This window comes from Klebsiella sp. K-Nf6 (genome assembly GCF_002806655.1).
Classification (GTDB): Bacteria; Pseudomonadota; Gammaproteobacteria; order Enterobacterales; family Enterobacteriaceae; genus Klebsiella; species Klebsiella variicola.
In genome coordinates, this window is sequence record NZ_PIBN01000002.1 from 289,893 (window position 1) to 308,531 (window position 18,639).

Here is an 18,639-nt window from a genome sequence, read left to right on the forward strand (position 1 = left end):
ACCCTCCGCGCACATTGCGCTGGTTGATTTATCGGGGTGAGATTCACTATGCTGCCGGGATAACCCACATTCAAATTGATTATCATAATGAAGAAAATCATTGAAAATGATTTTAGTCGTATCGATCTGAATCTGTTGACGGTCTTGATGGTGCTGTACCGCGAAGGGAGCGTCACCCGCACCGCAGAGGTGCTGCATCTTGGCCAGCCGGCTATCAGCGGGGCGCTGAAGCGGCTGCGCGAGATGTTTGACGATCCGCTGTTCGTGCGCAGCGCCAGAGGCATGCTGCCGACGCCGCGGGCGCAAGCGCTGATGACCGACCTGCAGCCGCTGATGGAAAACCTGCATTCGGCGATGTTTGGCGCCGGGGAGTTCGTCCCGGCGCGCGCGCAGCAGCTTTTTCGCATCGGCCTCAGCGACTGGAGCGAACACTGGCTGATGCCCCCGCTGTTACCCGGGATGATGCAGGAAGCGCCCGGGGTCTCACTGCAGTCGATAGCCGCCGACCCCTTCCAGGTTCGCCAGCTGCTGGAGGAGGAGCGCATTGATGTCGCGGTGTCCCTCAACAAACAGAGCCGCGGGGAGGTGGTCAGCGAGCCGGTGATGACCATGGGAGTCACCACCCTGTGGTCGCCGCAGCAGATCCCCTGTCGCGGGCCGCTATCGGTGAGCGACTTTGTCGCCTGGGAACACGTGATGGTGGCCTATCGTGAAACCGGCCACGGGGAAATAGACCGCCAGCTCGCCAGCCAGGGGCTCGCGCGGCGCGTGCGCTTTGCCACGCAGAATTTCTCCACCTTTCCCCTGCTGCTGACCACCCTGCCGCTGTTCGCCACCGTCCCGCAGGGGCTGGCGCAGCGCTGGCAGGCGCAGTACGCGTTGCGTGCAGACGCCCCGCCGGTAGCCTACCCGGAATTTACGCTGTGCATTTTGCGGCACAAACGCCGGGCGCAGGATCCGGCGCTGAACTGGCTAGTGACGAAGTTAAAACAGGCCATGCGCGGTCAATAACCGGGCCGATGCCCGGCATCAGGCCTCGCTGAGCGGGGGTTGCAGAACGCGCCTGCTCCAGTCATAAAACGCGCGCACCGCCGGCGGCAGATAGCGGTTTTGCGGATAGACCAGCGACAAGTGAAGATCAGAAGCGGCCTGCTCCAGACAGGCGACCAGTGCGCCGCTCTGCAGATAAGGTTGCGCCAGATAGCTGGCGACGCGGATCAGGCCCAGCCCCTGAACGCCGGCCTGGATATAGGCATCGGTATCGTCGACCACCAGCGTCTCCTGCATACGGATCGCGCAGTCGCCGTCATCGAGGGAGAAAAGCCAGTCGATGGTCCGCCCGGTACGGTGGTTCAGGTAGCCCACTGCCCGGTGGTGGTGCAGATCGTCGATGCCCTGCGGCCGGCCGTGGGCCGCGAGCCAGGCTGGCGCGGCGAGGACCATCCAGCGGTAGCGGGCCAGAGGACGCGCCACCAGGGTGGTGGAATCTTCGATCCGCCCGGTACGGATCACGCAGTCATACCCCTCCTGGATAATATCTTCCACGTTGTCGCTTGAGCAGAGGATCAGCTCCAGGTCGGGATACTGCTGCAAAAACTCGCCGATCCTTGGCAGAATGCAGTGGCGGGCAAGGGATTGCGGCATCCCCACCTTGAACCGCCCGGCGGGCTGAGCCGAGCGCCCGGGAAAGGAGGCTTCCATCGCCGCCATCTCGGCCAGTAGCCTTTTACACTCCTCGTAGTACCGGCGCCCCTCCGCCGTCACGCTGAGCTTGCGGGTGGTGCGCTGAAGAAGCTGCGCCCCAAGCCAGGCTTCCAGCTCCTTCACTACCCGAGACACCGTGGAGCGCGGTTGCCCGAGCACCTCCGCCGCACGGGCGAAGCTGTGGGCATCCACAACAGCAACATACAACTGCATGGCATCCAGTCTGTCCATTTCGTACTCCCCCGGCAATTATTATCCCATTATCACGAACAGTCTAACCCGAAATCCTGTTCTTATCGAATGATGCCCGCCCCCCTACACTGAGCCTGTAGCCAGTCAGTACAAGGCTTAACTGAGCAAGGAGTCAAAATGAAAACTGATAATCTTAATCATGAGGAAAAGGTATTGGTGCTGGGAGCGGGACAACTGGGCACCGCCGTTCTCAATGCGCTGGTGCCTGCGGTGATCCAGCGCCAGGGCACGGTATCGGTTATCGTCTCGCCGGCGGCCTGGGATGAAACCGGCCAGCTGCGATCGGCAAGCCATCAGGCGCTGGCCGACGCCGGGGCCACTTTTCTCGCCGTCGACATCGCCGGTAGCGCTATGGAGACACTGGCCGGTCAGTTTCGCGGATTCACCACCGTGATTAACTGCATGGGGTTTGTCGCCGGTCCGGGGACACAGCTGAAAATTACCCGCGCGGTGCTGGCGGCCGGGGTACCCCGCTATTTTCCCTGGCAGTTTGGCGTCAATTACGATGTGGTCGGCAAAGGCAGCGGCCAGCCGGTCTGGGACGAGCAGTACGATGTCCGGACCCTGCTGCGCGCACAGCAGGCCACGGAATGGGTCATTGTCTCCACCGGGATGTTTACCAGCTTTCTCTTCGAGCCAGACTTCGATGTGGTGAATTTATCCAACCGAACCCTTCACGCTCTTGGCAGCTGGGATACCCAGGTGACCGTCACTTCGCCGGCGGATATTGGCCGCCTGACCACGGCGATTTATCTGCATCAGCCGCGGATTGCCAACGAAGTGGTGTTTGTTGCCGGCGAGACGATCTCTTACCGCCAGCTGGCGGATACCGTGGAGCGCGTAACACAGCAGACGTTCAGCAAAGCCGTCCACACCCTGCCCGCCCTGCTGGAGCAGCTGCGGGCGGACCCGGAGAACACCATGCTGCGCTATCGCGCCGCCTTCGCCCGGGGCGTCGGCATGTGGTGGCCGATGGAGGATACCTGGAATGCCCGGCATCACCTGCCGACCCAGAACATTGCCGGCTGGCTGCAGGCCGCGCGCTGATTTTCTCTCACAGGACAGAATGAAGATGAAAAAGTTGATTCCACTGATCGTAGTGAGTTGTCTGCTGCCCCTGGCGGCAAATGCCAGGACCATCACCGCCACCGGCGATACCCTGGACCATGCGGAGAGCAAAATCCGCCAGCAGGCCGCCCGCGAGGGTGCGACCGCCTATCGCATTACTGAAGCGCGAATGGGCAACAAAGTGCATATCACGGCGAAAATCACGGACTAAACCACCGGCGCCAGGCTCAGGGACGAGCTACCGCTGTCGCTTGCCCGCGCACCAGGTCAGGCGCTCATTTTTTCCCGCCGACGATCGCGGCCCGGCGGCGCGCCGTACAGGCGAGCGTATTCCCGGGTAAACTGCGACACGCTGAGATAGCCCACCTCCCCGGCAGCCTGCGCAATGCTCATCCCTTCCGCCAGCATCAGGCGGCGGGCGTGGATCAGGCGCAACTGCTTCTGAAACTGCAGCGGCGACAGCGTGGTCATGGCGCGGAAATGACGGTGAAAGACAGAGACGCTCATCCCGGCGGCGTCGGCCAGCGCGTCGACGCTGACGGGCTGCATAAAATCCCGGCGCAGCATCGCCACCGCCCGGCGGATCCGCGCCGAATGGCTGTCTACGGCGCCCAGCGCCCGAATGGCCGGCCCATGGACACTCTGCAACAGCCAGTAATGCAGCTCCCGCCGCAGACCTTCCCCCAGCACCGCCAGCGCCCCCGGTTGATCAAACAGCCTTGCCAGCCGGTAAGCGGCGTCTGTCACATCGGCATTCATCGGTTCGATACCGACGCGGGGCGCCTCATCCGGCCCTGACGGCCCGGCCTCCTGCAGCTCGCGCAGGATAGCCAGGTCCAGCTCCAGCACCAGCGCGTAATAGGGAAAACGCTGACTGGCCTCGGTGATCTGGCTGGTGGTGGGGACATCCGCGGCAATCACCATCGCCTCGCCCGGGCCATAGTCAAAGCTCGCCAGACCGGTGGTCACGCTCTTACGCCCCTGGAGCAGCATGGCCACCAGCGGCCTGGCGATAGCCGCCTGTAAATCGCCAGGATGGAGGGCCCGCACCAGGGTGATGCCGGGAACCGGGGTAACCGCCACCCCGCTGCTATCGACATGAGCATCGGCAAACCGGCGGCAGAGATCAAACAGGGCGTCGCGCATAAGATCCTTTCAGGCAAGTTTTAAAGCCTGAGTATGCGCTATTTCCCGGGGAAAGGGAGTGAATGGAGAGAAATGGGCAAAAAATAACAAGGATTGGGCAACCCGACCTGACGCGCGGCCCCTATTGTAGAGCCTCAACATACCAGAGAGGACCGAACATGACTAAGATTGCACTTATTACCGGCGCCAACCGCGGCCTTGGCCGTCAGACCGCACTGGATATCGCCCGCCAGGGTGGGGATATCATCGTCACCTGCCGTGGCAATCTCGAACAGGCGGAAGGGGTGGTCGCGGACATCCGCGCCCTGGGTCGCAAGGCCATCGCCCTGCCGCTGGATATGGCGCAAACCGCCAGTTTCCCGGCCTTCGCCGACAGCCTGAGCGCTGCGCTGGCCAGCGTCTGGGGGCGGGTCACCTTCGACCATCTGATCAATAACGCCGGACACGGCGAATTTGCCTCGCTGGCCGAAACGCGCGAAGCGCAGTTCGACGGGCTGTTTAACGTCCACGTTAAGGGGGTATTTTTCCTCGTACAAACCCTGCTGCCGCTGCTGGCGGACGGCGGACGGATCGTTAACTTTTCTTCCGGGCTGACCCGCGTCTCCTATCCTGGCTTCTCCGCCTACGCCGCGGCCAAAGCGGCTGTGGAGATGCTGAGCGTGTATATGGCCCGCGAGCTGGGCGGGCGCGGCATCACCGTCAATACCATCGCCCCCGGCGCTATCGCCACCGATTTTGGCGGTGGGCTGGTGCGGGACGACGCAGGGGTTAACGCGCAGTTTGCCGCCATGACGGCGCTGGGACGGGTGGGCGTTCCTGAGGATATTGGGCCGATGATCGCCAGCCTGCTGCGCGACGATAACCGCTGGGTGACCGCCCAGCGGATCGAGGTGTCGGGCGGACAAACCATCTGACGACTCAGGCTGGCAGGATGCGCTCCAGCGCCAGGCCTGCCAGCCGCACGGTCTCCAGAAGACGCGGCAGGCTATCCCCTTCCCGCGCTTTCGCCGACAGGCCAAGCATCAGTGTATCCATATAGTCAGTCACCCGCAGCGCGTCCTGCGGGTGATGGCGGGCGATATACTGCTGGATTTTGGCTCTTGCCGCAGCATGCCATTCGCCTGCCGCCACCCGGGCGTCGGCATCCTGACAATGCCCCCCCTCCAGCACCAGACAGCCGGCGGCGGCCGGATCGGCCACATAGCGGCGAGCCGCCTCCTGCAGCACGGCGATGAGCGACGCCGCCACCGGCTGGTCGTCTCGCAGCAGGGCGTCGATGGGAATGGCCCCGGTCTGGCTGTAGCGCTGCAGGACGCGGGTATACAGCCCGAGCTTGCTGCCGAAAGCGGCATAAAAACTCGGGGGATTGATACCGAAAGCCTGGGTCAGATCGGCCACGCTCACCGCGTCGTAGCCTCGCGCGTGAAAGAGGCGTTGCGCCGTTTCAATGGCCTGTTCCGCATCAAACTGGCGAGGACGTCCCGGAGTACGCCCTTGTTTTGTAGTGGTCACTATATTAATCCTTGACAGCCTGTTTTGCCGCAGCATATTGTAATCATCACTACAATATCATGAGGTACGGGATATGACAGCATTTCACAACAAATCAGTGCTGGTTTTAGGCGGGAGTCGGGGAATTGGCGCGGCGATCGTCAGGCGTTTTGTCGCCGATGGCGCATCGGTGGTGTTTAGCTATTCCGGTTCGCCGGAAGCGGCCGAGCGGCTGGCGGCGGAGACCGGCAGCACGGCGGTGCAAGCGGACAGCGCCGATCGCGATGCGGTGATAAGCCTGGTCCGCGACAGCGGCCCGCTGGACGTGTTAGTGGTCAATGCCGGGATCGCGATTTTCGGTGACGCTCTCGAGCAGGACAGCGATGCCATCGATCGCCTGTTCCGCATCAATATTCATGCCCCCTACCATGCCTCCGTGGAAGCGGCGCGCCGGATGCCGGAAGGCGGGCGCATTATTGTCATCGGTTCGGTTAATGGCGATCGCATGCCGGTGCCTGGGATGGCGGCCTATGCGGTCAGTAAATCGGCCCTGCAGGGGCTGGCGCGCGGCCTGGCGCGGGATTTTGGCCCGCGCGGCATCACGGTCAACGTCGTCCAGCCCGGCCCTGTTGATACCGACGCCAACCCGGAGAACGGCCCGATGAAGGAGCTGATGCACAGCTTTATGGCCATTAAGCGTCATGGCCGCCCGGAAGAGGTGGCGGGAATGGTGGCGTGGCTGGCCGGTCCGGAGGCGTCGTTTGTCACTGGCGCCATGCACACCATCGACGGCGCGTTTGGCGCCTGATACTCCAGGGCGGCGGCGCGCGCTTTGCACCGCCGCCGCGGTGATGTCATGGCCTGTCAGGGATCATCAGGCCAGACTGTCGACCGCCATAAAAAAGCGATCTTCGGTAAGCATCAGCCGCACTTCCGGGGACTGGTGCGCCTTGCGGATCATCCAGCCATCCTCCGGGGCCAGGCTCAGATAAAACATCTCCCGGGATCCCGCGCCGCCGGGTGTCTCGAGACTCAGCGTCACGATCCCCTTTTCCACGCCATCCAACAGCTGCTGTGGCACGATATTGACGCTACGTTCGCCGTTTTGCAGGCGGATGGTCGGGATATCGTAGCGGCAGATGCCGCTGTTGAGGCTGTAGCCAAGAGTGCTCAGGTCGTGGAGATGGCGGGTCGAAATCACCACCTCGATACCGGTTCCATCAAACCACTGACTTATCTGCTGAGCCAGCGCCGCCATTTGCTGGCGAAACCTGGCGATATCCGCGGCGGCCGACCCGTCGAGGGCCGCTGTCCGCTGCGGATTTTGCTGTTGCTGCAGTTTCTTAAAAAAACGTTCCCTCGCTGTCACGTTATCTCCCTGTGCTGTGGTGAAGATGGTTATCGCCCGTTCGCTGGTTACGAAGATTGAGGGCGAACTGGCGCGATGGCCCCGCCACAAATGTTTGTTTTCGACGTTACTTCGCCGCTTCAGGCCTGAGCCGTAGCTGGTTGTGTTCGGCGGTCAAAATGCGCGGCTTGTCCGGATCCAATTCCTCACGCGCCAGCACCTGCTTCCAGGTATTCCTGTCTGTGTCCGGATGGCGGAACAGGCCGACAACCGCCACGAACGTCGCCTCCGCTTCCAGCGGCATATTCAGACTGGCACCCCCTCCGGGACTGATCACCACATCGCGACTGGCGAGGAGATCGGCGGCGAGCAGAATATCCCCCTCCTCCAGCAGCTGCTGATAAACCAGCCGGTCAAAGGTCTGGCGATCTTTAAGCTGATAGATGCGCACCACCACCGGTTCAGAGAGCGAGTGATTCTCTCTGGCATCGGTGTTGAGCGCTTCACGCGCGGTAAAGTCCAGATGCAGCGTATTAATTTGCTTATAAAAAACGGCGTTGAAGGCAGTTTTGGTCCCCTCCGAGACGCGCTGAGTGAGCCCGCACCCGCTCAGACAAAGTGCAAGCAAGGGCAGCAGGCAGGCTGTTTTAGTCAAACTTGTACGTAACACGTCGGTTTCCTTGTAGAAAGGTGGCAGGCTGCAGGCCCGTATAGGTACCCAGCTCGGTGGTAAAGGTCTGAGGAATATCGTCCTGACTCTCGCCCTCCCCCACACCCAGCACGCCGTTCATACCGAGCCAGAACGGCTCGTCCCCCAGCGGTGGGACAGCCAGCAGTCGGGTCGGCGCGGTCAGGGTGATGTTGGCCCGGAATCGCCAGCCGAGGTATACCCGCAGCAGGATGAGAAAGTCCCGAAACAGCGGGCCGTCAGGCTTCCAGCCCTGCGCCTCCGCGGGATTGTCGGTGGTAAGGGCGACGAGGAGCTGGCTGCTGGCGTCCGTCGCTTCGTCACCCAGCGGCGTATTGCCGTCCAGTAAGAAGTCATCATCGCCGTAAAACCCCAGCGGCTGGCTGATCGCCACCGGACGCAGGCTATACGGGCTCACCCTGACGGTGGTCTCCGGGGCCAGCAGGGTGACCAGCGCCTGGATCCCCTGCTGGGTTTTGCCAGGCTGACGCAGCACGCCAGTTAGCGCCAGAAAGCGCGACGCCGGCGAGGCGATATGTTGCGTCGTGCCGGGGATGCCCAACCCCGCCAGGCCCAGCAGCGACTGCGAGAGACGATCGGTGCCGCCAGGCTCAAAGGTGGCGGGCCAGGAGTATTTCCGCCAGATGCGGTAAAACTGCGTCATGATCCGGTGGCTGAAGATATCCAGTAAGCCCTGCAGCGCTTCATGCCCTTCCCTGCGCTGGGCGATATCATCGAGATATGCCGTCGGGAGCGGCGAATCGACACCGTACAACCCCATAAAGGTGGTGCGAATGACCGGCGGCCCGCAGTCATCGGCCTCATCGTATTCCACGGCTCTGAGTTCGCTGGCCGGGAATCCCATCCCCGGATGCGGGTAAAAACGCACCGGATCGTCAGCCGGATGGCTGGTCGCCCCCATCAGCTGTTGGCCGGGACGCCGTTTTTCCAGAAGCTGGCAGAATCGGTAAAAATTGATCCGCGGCAGATCGGCCTCCAGCCGCGGGGTCAGCCGGGAATGCGTCGGCTGTGCTTCTCTTCCCATTCCAGTCGTTCTCCGGTTGGTTGCAGAATGATAATCAGGCGGTTGAACAAGTAGATGTCGGTGTAGAGCGCAAAGAAGCGGCTAAGCATCTCGCCAAACAGGCATATGTCGCCTCGTCCGGCAAAGCCGTGACTGTCGAGGGTGACTTCGATCTGCACGCCGCGCACCAGATGGCCCCGCGCAAAGCGCTCTGTTGCGCGGTGCTTCACGTCGAGGATGGCTTCCAGACGCCGACGATTCATCTCGCTGTCGGTCCATTCATACAGCGCCAGGGTGCCGCGCAGGACTTCAGCGTTGTCCATCAGGGAAAGAAAACTGCTGCCCAGATGGCTCAGCACCCGCCAGTGAAAACGATCCTGGGCGGGGGGATAGCACGGCAGCGTTGGTGCGCAGAGGTTACGCACCGCGACGCTGGCCGAAGTGGTTTTCATCACCGTATCAAGCACGGTGCTCTGCAGCGCGCGACGCGGCAGTTGGCCGTTAGTTCCGGTGAGGGTCAGCGACAGGCTTTCATCTTCCGGTACGGTATGATTATCAAAGGCTTCTCCGCCGACGATAAGCCAGGTGTTGTACAGCCCGGAGGGGCCACGGCGCACCCGGGTATGATAGTAATATTCCGCCGCGTCATGACGCATCATGCCGCCTTTGTGGCGAAAACTTGAGAACGGCGTGTAAACCTGCTGGTGCGAGGAGATCACGGAATCGACGGTGTAAATTTCGGTGTGGCCGTCCTGCACGCGCATCGGGCGCAGCGGGTATTCGGTCTGCAGGGAGTTGATGGTCAGCGGATCGGACTCCAGCGGAAAGAGGTTGATCACTGGCACGCAGTGCAGGCGCAGCTGCTTTTCGCTGAAGCGGAAGTCATGTTCCCAGCGTTCCGCCAGCACGACGTCGATTTCAAACCACGCCAGTCCGGCCGGTAAATCCACTGTCTCCAGTCCGCGCAGGTCGATGAACATGAACTTTTCGCGGAAGGTAAAATACTCCAGCAGCAGCTGATAACCGCGAAAACTGCGGCCATCTTCAGGCCAGAGGCCGTCATCCTCGCCAAATCCCAGCGCGCTGAAATACCCGTCCAGCGGCCTTCTGTCCACCTCATCGGGCATGCGCAGCCACATCCGGGCCACATTGAGGGTAAAGGCCTCGTGCATGGCGCAGGCCAGCGGCGCATCGGCGTTGCAGTAGAGCGGGATATGGCTGAGATCGACCCGGCTCCAGTCCGTCAGCTGGCTGCAGTTAAAGCGCAGCGTGATCACCGACCGGCCATCCGTATCAGTGGCCAGCTGGACACGCTCAAGGGATAACGGCTGCAGAGCGATCGCTTTGGTGATGGTGTACCGGCAGCGCGTGCCCTTTTCACCGATCGGCCGGGAAAGCACTTCAAAGCCTTTAGCCATCGTCATCGGCTCTTTCATTTCCGGCCAGTCGGGGGTGAATTCCACGACCGACATCGAGGGAATGGTACGTAAATAATGTGGCCACAGCAGACTGACCACGCCTTCGGTCAGCTCAGGCAGATCGTCATCGAGTTTCTCGCGCATGCGGCCCATCAGGAAGGCAAAACCTTCAAACAGGCGCTCGACAAAGGGGTCGCGGGCGCCCGCTTTGTCGAGATTGAGCATTGCCGCCTGCTCAGGATGAGCGCGGGCAAACTCTTCACCCGCTTCCAGCAGGTAGCGCATTTCAGCGTCGTAATAACGCAGGGTTAAATCGTCCATAAATTAATATTGATTTCCTTTCAATCATCAGATTTTGAAACAGGCATCTAAAAAATAACCTTTATAACACCTGAATTAATACTTATAATTAAATGCCTTTATTTTTTTAAAACACTTATTGCTTGAACCATTTTTAATCGCACCCTTAAAAAAATCATCTTTTATATAAATCGATGCGTAGCACACGCCCTCTTTTGAAGAAAGAATAAAATTTTGACCACCGCTACCTGCAGCGTTATATTCGTATTGACCACCAACCCTCCAACCAATGTCAAGCGCTGCATCTTTCCTAATCAGAGATGTAAACGAAGCTTTAATCTTAACTCTTTTTCCAGGTGCTATAATTTCAGGCTTTGATCGTACTATGCGCGCGACTTCGTCAGGCTCAGGTTCGACATTATATACACTCTCACCTGCATACACGAATATAGTTTCATTAGTGTTATTTATAATAACAACAACTGGCCTTATCGGAATAAAATGAGCGACAAGGACTAACACCACCATAAATAATGCAATACCCGTTAACGTTTTTATTTTTTTCAAAATGATGAGTCACTTTTTTCTGGATTATCTGTATTCCAGCACCAATGATTTTCTCTTGAGTGAGGAAGGTGCGCGCCAGGTGTTGTTTCTAAAACGCAAAGAATATTATCTGCCGTCAACGTCTCAGCAAATTTCCCATGTTCATAAAATAGATTAAACCCTATTTTCATGCTAGTAATGTCATCCATGGTATCATCCCCCATTGCACCTGGCGTCATGTTTTGTTCCCAAGTGGACCCTTTCAAGAGAATTGCTTCAGAAAAACCGACACTACGTCCAACATAACCATAATGTATGTTTGACCAAACATCATAAAAATAATCATGCTGTTTGAATTTATGATAATAAGACTTTGATGATTTTCCTTTCCTGGGAAGTGGTCGTGCTACTGCAACGGATGAAAACAGATCGCGGATCTTCGGTTTATGATCCCAGATTGAACCTGTTTTCACGGTCTGATACCAAATAGCCATTGCAGCAAGTAAATCTGCTTTAGGGGGCGGACCCAGCCTTGCATAAAAGGGAAGTTTATTCCATTCAGTAAGTCTTTTTATTAAAAAATCTTCGTCAATTAAATATCGTATTGTTTCTGCCGTATCGCTTCTGACATTCGCCTTTATTTCACTTAGTATATATTCTGCAACTTTAATCGCCCCATCTGTGTGAGTACACTGTCGTTCAGTCTTATTTTCTGGATGAAGATTCTTGTAGGGTTCCTGTAAAGATGCCATAAGCCCATCGAGTGAAAATAAAGTAGTTATGCACTCACCTCCTTTCTCATAAGTATCATTCATCATTGATGGAATAAACTTCGCCTTACAGGGGCAAGTACTACAGCTGTCGAGGGTTCCGGCCATTCGCCGGCCGTGAATGGTATCGTTGTCGATGCCACCGGCAATCTTGTATAGCCCCGCGTGCTTTCCGCAAGTGACGCTGTCCTGCTCCCGGACAACAGGTTTATCAAACAGAGTGTGATCTTCTGCGCCTGTAGTGATTCTTCCGCCGCAGGTCGTTCTGTCTCCCTGTACCAGATAAAAACCTTTTGCTGCCATACGTTCTCCTTAGTGTCAGTGTCAGTTTCCGTTCTGTTAGCCGCAAAGCACCGCGCTACTGGCTGGATCGAGCGCAATCAGACCTGCCAGCAATTGATCCATCTCCGGTTGCAACCGTAATTTTTCACTCTCGCTGCGCGTAGCTTTCATGCGCAGTAGCCTGAGCCGTCGCGATTTAATCTCGAACAACAGAGCTGGGATCCACTGCGTGAGGGTGATTGATCCCGCCGTATCGTCGAGTTCTCGCAGCAGATAGAGCGCGAGGTCATTCTTCCCCTTTTGTTCGGCCACGCGGGCCATCAGCAGGCGCAACAGCCATTTTTCTTTAGTGGATTCCGTGCCCGGGCGCGTCTGAATCCAGTGGAGTGCAGCATCGAGACCGTCAGTGTCAGCTTTCTCAAGCGCTTCAGGTTCAAGTGCCAGAATGTCGTTATCAGCGCCGCTGGCAGCCGATACTGGCTCATCCTGCCAGACGGACATATCGTCAAGTACACTCTGATTTATCCAGTTCAGCGTGACCTCATCGGCAAAGGGTGTGCCGTCGTTAAAAGCTAATGTTTCAAGCCCGGTGAGACGGCGCAGCAATCCTTTCAGATCGGCAATGATAATATCGGCCAGTACATCCTGACCCGACCTCGCCAGCGCCTGATGGATATACCATTGCAGGTCAAGCCAGAGGTGGTTAGCGCCACGTGAGAAGGTACTGTCCGCCTGTTCCAGTATCTCCGACCAGCTCTGTTGCAGGTACAGCCGCTTGAGCATGGCCCGCTGATCTGCTCTGGGAGGCTCGATACGTGTTTTTCCTTCAGCATCAGGCGCAGGGATGATTGTCAGGGTGTCATGACGAAGGCTTTTCATTAGCCGATGTGCGGCAAGCCAGCCATCGGGTTGAACGCGCAGGTATGCTGTCAGGGTTCGCGCCTGGGCCAGCAGATCCTGACCGGAGGTGATGTTACTGAGAACCGGCGCTTCGTATTCAGCCGTGCGGGAAGCAGTTTGAGCCAGCCCCCGGTTTCCGACGTTCTGCGGCACCACTGCATCGACTCCCCCGCCCTTTATCAAACGAGACTCCAGTGCGCCCCAGAGTGCTTGCAGATCTGGCCGTGATGTTTCTGGTTCTGTCGTCAGACAATCATCAATGAGAAGCAGCGCGCCGACGGTACGCCTTGCGTCCTCCCGCACAACTTCTGGAAAAAGTGAAAGACTGTCTAAGATACGAGTACCCGCCAGCCACTCGAGGGCTGCTTTGCGGCTACGGTCGCGCTGCGGATAAAGCTGCATACTATATCGTTGCAGCAAGCCTGCCAGCAGCTCCAGCCCATCGGCCAAGCCAGCTTCCCCGTCCTGGTGCAAACGGGCCCAGCAGTAATAGGTAACAATCCGGATATCTTTTGTTGTTGCCAGTAACTGTCCAGCCAACTGGCAAATCAGTTCGGTATCGACACCGGAGATCTTATTGACCTCCTCGCGGATACGCTGAAAATCATCGTCATAGCTCGGATCGTCCCCGGTTGGCTGGGTGTCACTGATTGGCGCAAGCCAGGACTGCCACTGCGCCTGGCGTGACCGGGCCTGCTGGCGCAGTACGCTTTCATCCAACTGACTGGCGGCAACCAGATTTTGTAAAATGCTCATAATTCCATCTCATCCATGTCACTATTCCCTCCCCCCGTCGTCAGGGCCTGTGCGCTCTCAGCCGCATCGACACTAAAAATCTGATCCGGCAGGGTCAATCCGCGCAGCGCCAGAAGCACCAGCGGGCCGCTCCCAAGCTGGGAGCGCAATACCCACTGCAGGGTGCGGCCATCCGGAGCGGTGAAGCTCATCATCCACTGGCTGCGTTCGAGCTGCTGGCGCTTACCCTGCTCCAGCCAGCGAATAAAGCCCCAGGTACCGCTGTAGTCACCAAACAGGCGCGTGCCCGCATTGACGGTGGTCCAGGTCAGCAGAGTGCCGGGTTTATACGTCTCCCCCGGCCAGCGGAAAGTCTGCCAGTCGGCCATCTGATTGAAATAGCGCAATTTTTGGCCGTCTATCGTCAGCTGTGTCTCCACAACCTCCGGGGCAGGCCTGGCCTGTAACTCAAAGCTGATCCCCTGGCTGCCGTCGGTAAAAAGAATATCGGACAGCTGGCTTAGCTGGTTGATGGTGCGCAGGAAGGCAGGATTAAAGACCAGACCGTGACTGTTGACCTTATCCGGCACCCACTGACTGCCTTCTTTATGCAGGACACCGTTCAGCTCCGTCGTGAGAAAACGTTCGATCCGCCCGCTGTCCTTGCGCACAAACTCAGCCAGCATCGGCAGCGAGGCGTCACTTTTGCTGGCGGCAAACGGAAAGCGTCCGTCAAAGGCGGTGTGCCAGTTGGCGACCACCGAGCGGCGCCATTTATCATTCAGACTGGCCGCCGACGGCAGAAGCACGGTTTCCCATGCCTGGGTCAGCGGTTGCACAAACAGAGTGTTGCCGAAGCCACTCCACTCTTCGCCAAGGCTTGCCGAAATCAGGCTACCGTACTGTTGCGTGTCGGTCAGGTCGACGCTTTTCCCCTGGAAGACGGTCTGCGCCAGGGTCTGCATCATCTCCTGCGGATCGGAGGCATTCGCAACCTGCTGCAGGCGCAGGCGCAGGCGGGTGATCCGAGTCAGATAGGTTTGCAGGCTCAGGGTGCTATCGGCCGACATGACGTTGCTGCCCGTGTTTTTCCCCATCAGCTGGAGCAGTGGGCCGAACGTGTCATCCAGAGGCCCCTGCGGGCCGGCAGCCGACTGGTCGATGACCGGCTTGTCTTTCCCGCCCACCAGATCCCTGGCCGATTTAATAAGGCTGTCCGACAGCCCCTCCTTTTGTTGCCCCGCCTGCCCCTGCCAGGCAAGGGTATTCATCAGGGCAATCAGCGGTGACTGACGGACATCGCTTATCAGCGTGAGCTGGTCGGTAACATCGGCGATATTGGTCGCCGGATTAAGTCGCAGACTGTTGAGAAAATTCAGCCAGCTGCCGGCGAAATCGGTGAAGTAGCGTCGGGTCAGACGCGCTTTCAGCGCCTCCGGCGACAGGTCTGTCGACACCGTTTTGCGCGAATCGCTCAGCACCCAGTCGATTTCTTCCCGGCGCGAGCTGGCTGCCTTATCAATGGCCTGCTGAATGCCGCCTTCCCATGCCTGGCGGGTAAACATCCCCGGGACCACTTCATCGGTGGTAAACAGGCGGCGCGCATCGGTGCCACTGGTCATGTCTTCCAGCGACACATCGGCAAAATTACGACGCACGGATTTAAGCATGTTCTCATATAAGGTGCTTTCGGCATTGCGGCGACCTAGCTGCTGTAACAGAACCTGGCGGCTCTGACTTACCCGTTGCGCATCCGGAGTTATCTTCCATTCAGGCCGTTCGGCCAGCAAGGAGAGATAAAAGGCCCACAAATCCGGCGCCAGACTTTGCCACAGACCGGTCGAGATCCCCATTCGCGTCGGCTGGACCGTTTTCATGGTCTGCGCGAAAAATGCGCCATCGGCTTTATCCGGACGAGCCATCATCAGCCAGGCTTTCAGCTGGTCATAGCCCGGTTTCGCCAGCTGGGCTCGTTGGTCGCTGTTGGGGGCGGAGTTGACCAGCGCACTGAGCGCCTGCTGCAACGCGGCATTGGCCGGGTCACGTATCAGGCGATGATTCGCCACACCGTACCAGGGCAGGACGGCGTCTAATAGTTGCTGATGATGATCCAGGCCAAAACGCCGATACCAGGGAGCCCCCTTCTGTCCATCGTGCACAAGACGGCCGGCCTCATTGCGCAGGGCATGGAGGGCCGTCAGTTGATAGTCAGAAACAGAGGGGTGGGCCACCAGGTCGCGGGCTTTTCCCGCTACCGAAGCAATCTGACTGTAATTGAGGGCAAAGGAGAGCAGCAGTCCCGCCGCCCACAGGCCGAGGGTGGCCTGCAGTGTCCAGGCCAGCGTCTGTTCCCACGCCATACCGACACGGTGGCCACGTACACGGGTGCAGTCATCCACAATGCCCTGCCAGGTGGCGGGCAGCGTCAGGAGATGAGGCTGGCCCGCAGGCAGGGCATCAGCTTCCTGATACGGATCCACGGCGCGAGGTTCTGGCAGGCTAAACATCAGGCCACGCAGCGCAAGCCGCTGCCGCGAGGCGGTCAGCCACGGCGCCAGCTGCCAGCGCCATTGCGCGATCCCTCCGTCGATAAGTCGCTGCCCCAGACGCAGCAGGAAGTCGTGGCGGGTCTCCTCCGCGATCTGGCGCATCCCCTGCTCCCGCAGCGTGGGCAGCATCTGCGCAAGCTGACGGGCGACATCGTCCTCGGTAGCGCGTAACGGGAAGCTAACCCCTACCGCCTGCACCACGCGGTCAGCCTGCGACCACTCACTGTCGCACAGTTTCCACAGCCAGACCGGGGCGGCATAGCGCAGCAGTTCGCTGATTTTTTCCAGCCCACGCAGGTCGCTCTCACTTATCTGCGGCGTCAGGGTGAGAGACGACGGCATCACCCGCACAATTCCGTCCAGAGGACGACCGCGGCGCAGCTTGCGCAGCGCGGCGTATTGTTGGCGATCGGGTTCGGAGAGCAAGCTGCCGCCGTAAATCAGAACGGTACGCTGGCCCTCCAGCCAGCGCTGCTGACGCAGACCCGGTGCCAGTTGTTCGATTGCCGCCTCGTCGCCGGTGACTAAAAGCAGGCGGACTTTGCGTCGCCAGTGAATTCCAATTCGGGTTCGCAGATGGTCACGAATCCTGGCACACATCACCACTGCTGGAGAAACAGAGATGTTTTCACTCTCATCTTTTCTCTTATTGTCATCACCACGAGTGACATCCAGGAGAGCCTCAAACTCCTTTTTACCGGCACTGCGAGCTGTCCACAGGAGCATAACTAACATGATAAAGATACATCCGGTAATGCAGCACCCACCAATAAGCCAGTAATTCTGCTGCTGACTATCGCCCTCAAGTCCGGCCATGTCAGGATGTTTCCAGACGATAAATGTCATTGCAGCCAAGAGTAAAAAGAGAATGAATACGACTGAAAGATAGCGACCTTCCGCAGTTTTCGGTGCTAAAAGTAACTTCACAGATCCATCTCCTGTCTTGAAGCTATCGGGGTAATAAGCGTGCTCCATAGCACTTTCTGAGTGGTATCCCCGCAGATAATCATCTGCGGGGATTGTGTTTGTCGGGCGATTTCAGTGGCGGCAGCAATAGCCAGCCAGGGTGCAGCGGCTCCAGCATTCCCCATGGATATATCGAGTGAAATGACAGCCTCATCTTTTACGCACTGCGCAGGATGTGCATTCTGACATCCAATCGCTTCTGCACGTTGCTCACCTGTCATTCCAGCGAGCCATAAATTTTCCACCATATTTTCTTTTAGCGGGACGTTCCAGGCGGCCATCCTCATCCCCTCGCTCAGTTCACCTGATGGAGCAGCATCTGGCCGGTGTAGTAATGCGAGGGGGTCAAGCGCCTCTTGCGTTAGGCGGTTGCCAAGAAGTAGAGCAACAGCTGCTTCAGCAGTATTGTTTGTAACAATCGGATCAATCTGGAGGCCAACAATCAATAGCATTGCTTTATCTTTAATACGTTCATTTAACCAACGGTCAATTACACTAAGACCACTCCCTTCACCGTGTTCAACAGGAAAAGTGATATTGTTCTTTTGCCATGCCTCATCCCAGTAATGGCGAATGTTCTCCAAAGGCAGCGATGTTGTTACATCAAAAACTACTACTAATGGGCATTTATCAGGGATTTGTGTAAAAGGAATGTCTGCAATCATCTGCGAAAAAATATTTATTATCACGAATTCCATAGAATCCTGCGGGCTGGAAGAAATTTGGCTCATTCTGGCGCTTTCATTACCATCCCGGCCGACCTGTGAAACAATAATGCTGTCGTTATTTTGCATAGCAATAGCGGTATCTTTCTGAGCAACTGATGAGTGGCCGGTAATAAATGTTGCACTCAGCACTTGTAATGCACGCCGTGCCTTACGGGTTTCTCGAAGAATCCACTGTTCTCGCTGTTTGTCAAAAGCGTTTGCTTTGCTATCCTGTAAAGACCAAACAAGCAGACGAGAAGAAAGCAAGACACTCCATAAAGCAACAGGAAAACCTACAGCTAATCTCCAGAAGTACAGATTTTCAACATAACGCCCAAATATACGCATTATGATAATACTGACCGAAAGCATGACAACCAGAGCAACAAGCCAACGAGAGAATTTCAGAGGCTTAGGTCTGGGGTAGCGTTCTGGCAAATGTTTAAGTGTAAATGGCATTAATTTCCTCATGTTACAGGATGGCTAAATTAGCTTGATATGCAGACGAAACAAAATTTACCACATTATATTTCTCTCATTAGCAAACTCACACTTAAACATACGACCATCCTTTTGGTAACAAAACATAAATCAACGTGCTAGTTTACTTTTGTCGTTGAAACGGCCTTCCATTTTTTTCAGCATGTAATTTAACAGAGACTTGTCTTTTTTAATTATAATCTGGAATCGGAGGGTTTTCTCCACCACACCTACCATTTTCAACTATGATATTCTCTTCCCCTCG

At 57.6% G+C, this 18,639-nt stretch carries 17 protein-coding genes; 5 read left to right on the plus strand and 12 right to left on the minus strand.

Going from position 1 to position 18,639, the window contains the following annotated elements; all coding sequences use genetic code 11:
• Positions 1-87: 87 nt before the first annotated feature.
• Positions 88-1,011: a LysR family transcriptional regulator gene (locus tag CWM61_RS05705; RefSeq protein WP_100630882.1), complete on the plus strand. Its 924-nt coding sequence runs from the start codon at positions 88-90 to the stop codon at positions 1,009-1,011.
• 18 nt (positions 1,012-1,029) lie between these two features.
• Here CWM61_RS05705 and CWM61_RS05710 read toward each other — a convergent pair whose 3' ends face one another.
• Entirely contained in the window at positions 1,030-1,935 is a 906-nt protein-coding gene (locus CWM61_RS05710) for a LysR family transcriptional regulator (protein WP_074386044.1), read from the minus strand.
• Positions 1,936-2,073: 138 nt separating this feature from the next.
• Here CWM61_RS05710 and CWM61_RS05715 point away from each other — a divergent pair, with 138 nt between their 5' ends.
• On the plus strand, positions 2,074-3,003 hold the full coding sequence (locus CWM61_RS05715) for an aromatic alcohol reductase (RefSeq protein WP_100630883.1): 930 nt from the start codon (positions 2,074-2,076) through the stop codon (positions 3,001-3,003).
• A 25-nt stretch (positions 3,004-3,028) separates the two neighbouring features.
• Positions 3,029-3,235: a DUF1471 domain-containing protein gene (locus CWM61_RS05720; protein ID WP_100630884.1), complete on the plus strand. Its 207-nt coding sequence runs from the start codon at positions 3,029-3,031 to the stop codon at positions 3,233-3,235.
• Positions 3,236-3,291: 56 nt separating this feature from the next.
• Here CWM61_RS05720 and CWM61_RS05725 read toward each other — a convergent pair whose 3' ends face one another.
• The gene (locus CWM61_RS05725) at positions 3,292-4,170 is read right to left on the minus strand and encodes an AraC family transcriptional regulator (RefSeq protein ID WP_100630885.1); all 879 of its coding nucleotides are present in this window, start codon (positions 4,168-4,170) and stop codon (positions 3,292-3,294) included.
• 158 nt (positions 4,171-4,328) lie between these two features.
• Here CWM61_RS05725 and CWM61_RS05730 point away from each other — a divergent pair, with 158 nt between their 5' ends.
• Positions 4,329-5,084, plus strand: a complete 756-nt coding sequence (locus CWM61_RS05730) for an SDR family NAD(P)-dependent oxidoreductase (protein ID WP_100630886.1) — start codon at positions 4,329-4,331, stop codon at positions 5,082-5,084.
• A 4-nt stretch (positions 5,085-5,088) separates the two neighbouring features.
• Here the strand turns inward: CWM61_RS05730 and CWM61_RS05735 are convergent, their stop codons facing one another.
• A complete protein-coding gene (locus CWM61_RS05735; protein WP_074386048.1) occupies positions 5,089-5,682 on the minus strand; it encodes a TetR/AcrR family transcriptional regulator in 594 nt (197 codons plus the stop codon).
• A 73-nt stretch (positions 5,683-5,755) separates the two neighbouring features.
• Between CWM61_RS05735 and bdcA the strand changes: the two genes are divergently transcribed.
• A complete protein-coding gene (gene bdcA, locus CWM61_RS05740) occupies positions 5,756-6,469 on the plus strand; it encodes an SDR family oxidoreductase (protein WP_008805173.1) in 714 nt (237 codons plus the stop codon).
• Positions 6,470-6,535: 66 nt separating this feature from the next.
• On the opposite strand, the gene CWM61_RS05745 is transcribed toward bdcA, so the two are convergent.
• From CWM61_RS05745 to CWM61_RS05785, 9 genes are all read right to left on the minus strand, one after another.
• The gene (locus CWM61_RS05745) at positions 6,536-7,030 is read right to left on the minus strand and encodes a hypothetical protein (protein ID WP_100630887.1); all 495 of its coding nucleotides are present in this window, start codon (positions 7,028-7,030) and stop codon (positions 6,536-6,538) included.
• 106 nt (positions 7,031-7,136) lie between these two features.
• Positions 7,137-7,679 (minus strand): type VI secretion system lipoprotein TssJ, encoded by a 543-nt coding sequence (gene tssJ, locus CWM61_RS05750; protein ID WP_100630888.1) that lies wholly within the window; start codon positions 7,677-7,679, stop codon positions 7,137-7,139.
• The gene (gene tssG, locus CWM61_RS05755) at positions 7,657-8,742 is read right to left on the minus strand and encodes a type VI secretion system baseplate subunit TssG (protein ID WP_074386051.1); all 1,086 of its coding nucleotides are present in this window, start codon (positions 8,740-8,742) and stop codon (positions 7,657-7,659) included. The genes tssJ and tssG overlap by 23 nt, the downstream gene beginning before the upstream one ends.
• On the minus strand, positions 8,706-10,460 hold the full coding sequence (gene tssF / locus CWM61_RS05760) for a type VI secretion system baseplate subunit TssF (protein ID WP_074386052.1): 1,755 nt from the start codon (positions 10,458-10,460) through the stop codon (positions 8,706-8,708). The genes tssG and tssF overlap by 37 nt, the downstream gene beginning before the upstream one ends.
• Positions 10,461-10,535: 75 nt before the next feature.
• Positions 10,536-11,006, minus strand: coding sequence for a hypothetical protein (locus CWM61_RS05765; RefSeq protein WP_100630889.1), 471 nt, complete (start codon positions 11,004-11,006; stop codon positions 10,536-10,538).
• A complete protein-coding gene (locus CWM61_RS05770; protein WP_100630890.1) occupies positions 11,003-12,058 on the minus strand; it encodes a polymorphic toxin type 44 domain-containing protein in 1,056 nt (351 codons plus the stop codon). Before CWM61_RS05770 ends, CWM61_RS05765 begins: the two co-directional genes overlap by 4 nt.
• 36 nt (positions 12,059-12,094) lie before the next feature.
• The gene (gene tssA / locus CWM61_RS05775; RefSeq protein WP_100630891.1) at positions 12,095-13,693 is read right to left on the minus strand and encodes a type VI secretion system protein TssA; all 1,599 of its coding nucleotides are present in this window, start codon (positions 13,691-13,693) and stop codon (positions 12,095-12,097) included.
• Positions 13,690-17,148, minus strand: a complete 3,459-nt coding sequence (locus CWM61_RS05780) for an ImcF-related family protein (RefSeq protein WP_100630892.1) — start codon at positions 17,146-17,148, stop codon at positions 13,690-13,692. The genes tssA and CWM61_RS05780 overlap by 4 nt, the downstream gene beginning before the upstream one ends.
• Entirely contained in the window at positions 17,145-18,353 is a 1,209-nt protein-coding gene (locus CWM61_RS05785; protein WP_074386057.1) for a hypothetical protein, read from the minus strand. The genes CWM61_RS05780 and CWM61_RS05785 overlap by 4 nt, the downstream gene beginning before the upstream one ends.
• Between the last annotated feature and the right edge of the window lie 286 nt (positions 18,354-18,639).

Excerpts from the sequence above, each read along its gene's own strand:
- CWM61_RS05720 (WP_100630884.1), top strand. The coding sequence starts at position 3,029 with ATGAAAAAGTTGATTCCACTGATCGTAGTGAGTTGTCTGCTGCCCCTG.
- CWM61_RS05710 (WP_074386044.1), bottom strand. The coding sequence starts at position 1,935 with ATGGACAGACTGGATGCCATGCAGTTGTATGTTGCTGTTGTGGATGCC.
- tssA (WP_100630891.1), bottom strand. The coding sequence starts at position 13,693 with ATGAGCATTTTACAAAATCTGGTTGCCGCCAGTCAGTTGGATGAAAGC.
- CWM61_RS05705 (WP_100630882.1), top strand. The coding sequence starts at position 88 with ATGAAGAAAATCATTGAAAATGATTTTAGTCGTATCGATCTGAATCTG.
- CWM61_RS05730 (WP_100630886.1), top strand. The coding sequence starts at position 4,329 with ATGACTAAGATTGCACTTATTACCGGCGCCAACCGCGGCCTTGGCCGT.
- tssG (WP_074386051.1), bottom strand. The coding sequence starts at position 8,742 with ATGGGAAGAGAAGCACAGCCGACGCATTCCCGGCTGACCCCGCGGCTG.
- CWM61_RS05785 (WP_074386057.1), bottom strand. The coding sequence starts at position 18,353 with ATGCCATTTACACTTAAACATTTGCCAGAACGCTACCCCAGACCTAAG.
- CWM61_RS05725 (WP_100630885.1), bottom strand. The coding sequence starts at position 4,170 with ATGCGCGACGCCCTGTTTGATCTCTGCCGCCGGTTTGCCGATGCTCAT.
- CWM61_RS05770 (WP_100630890.1), bottom strand. The coding sequence starts at position 12,058 with ATGGCAGCAAAAGGTTTTTATCTGGTACAGGGAGACAGAACGACCTGC.
- bdcA (WP_008805173.1), top strand. The coding sequence starts at position 5,756 with ATGACAGCATTTCACAACAAATCAGTGCTGGTTTTAGGCGGGAGTCGG.
- CWM61_RS05715 (WP_100630883.1), top strand. The coding sequence starts at position 2,074 with ATGAAAACTGATAATCTTAATCATGAGGAAAAGGTATTGGTGCTGGGA.
- tssF (WP_074386052.1), bottom strand. The coding sequence starts at position 10,460 with ATGGACGATTTAACCCTGCGTTATTACGACGCTGAAATGCGCTACCTG.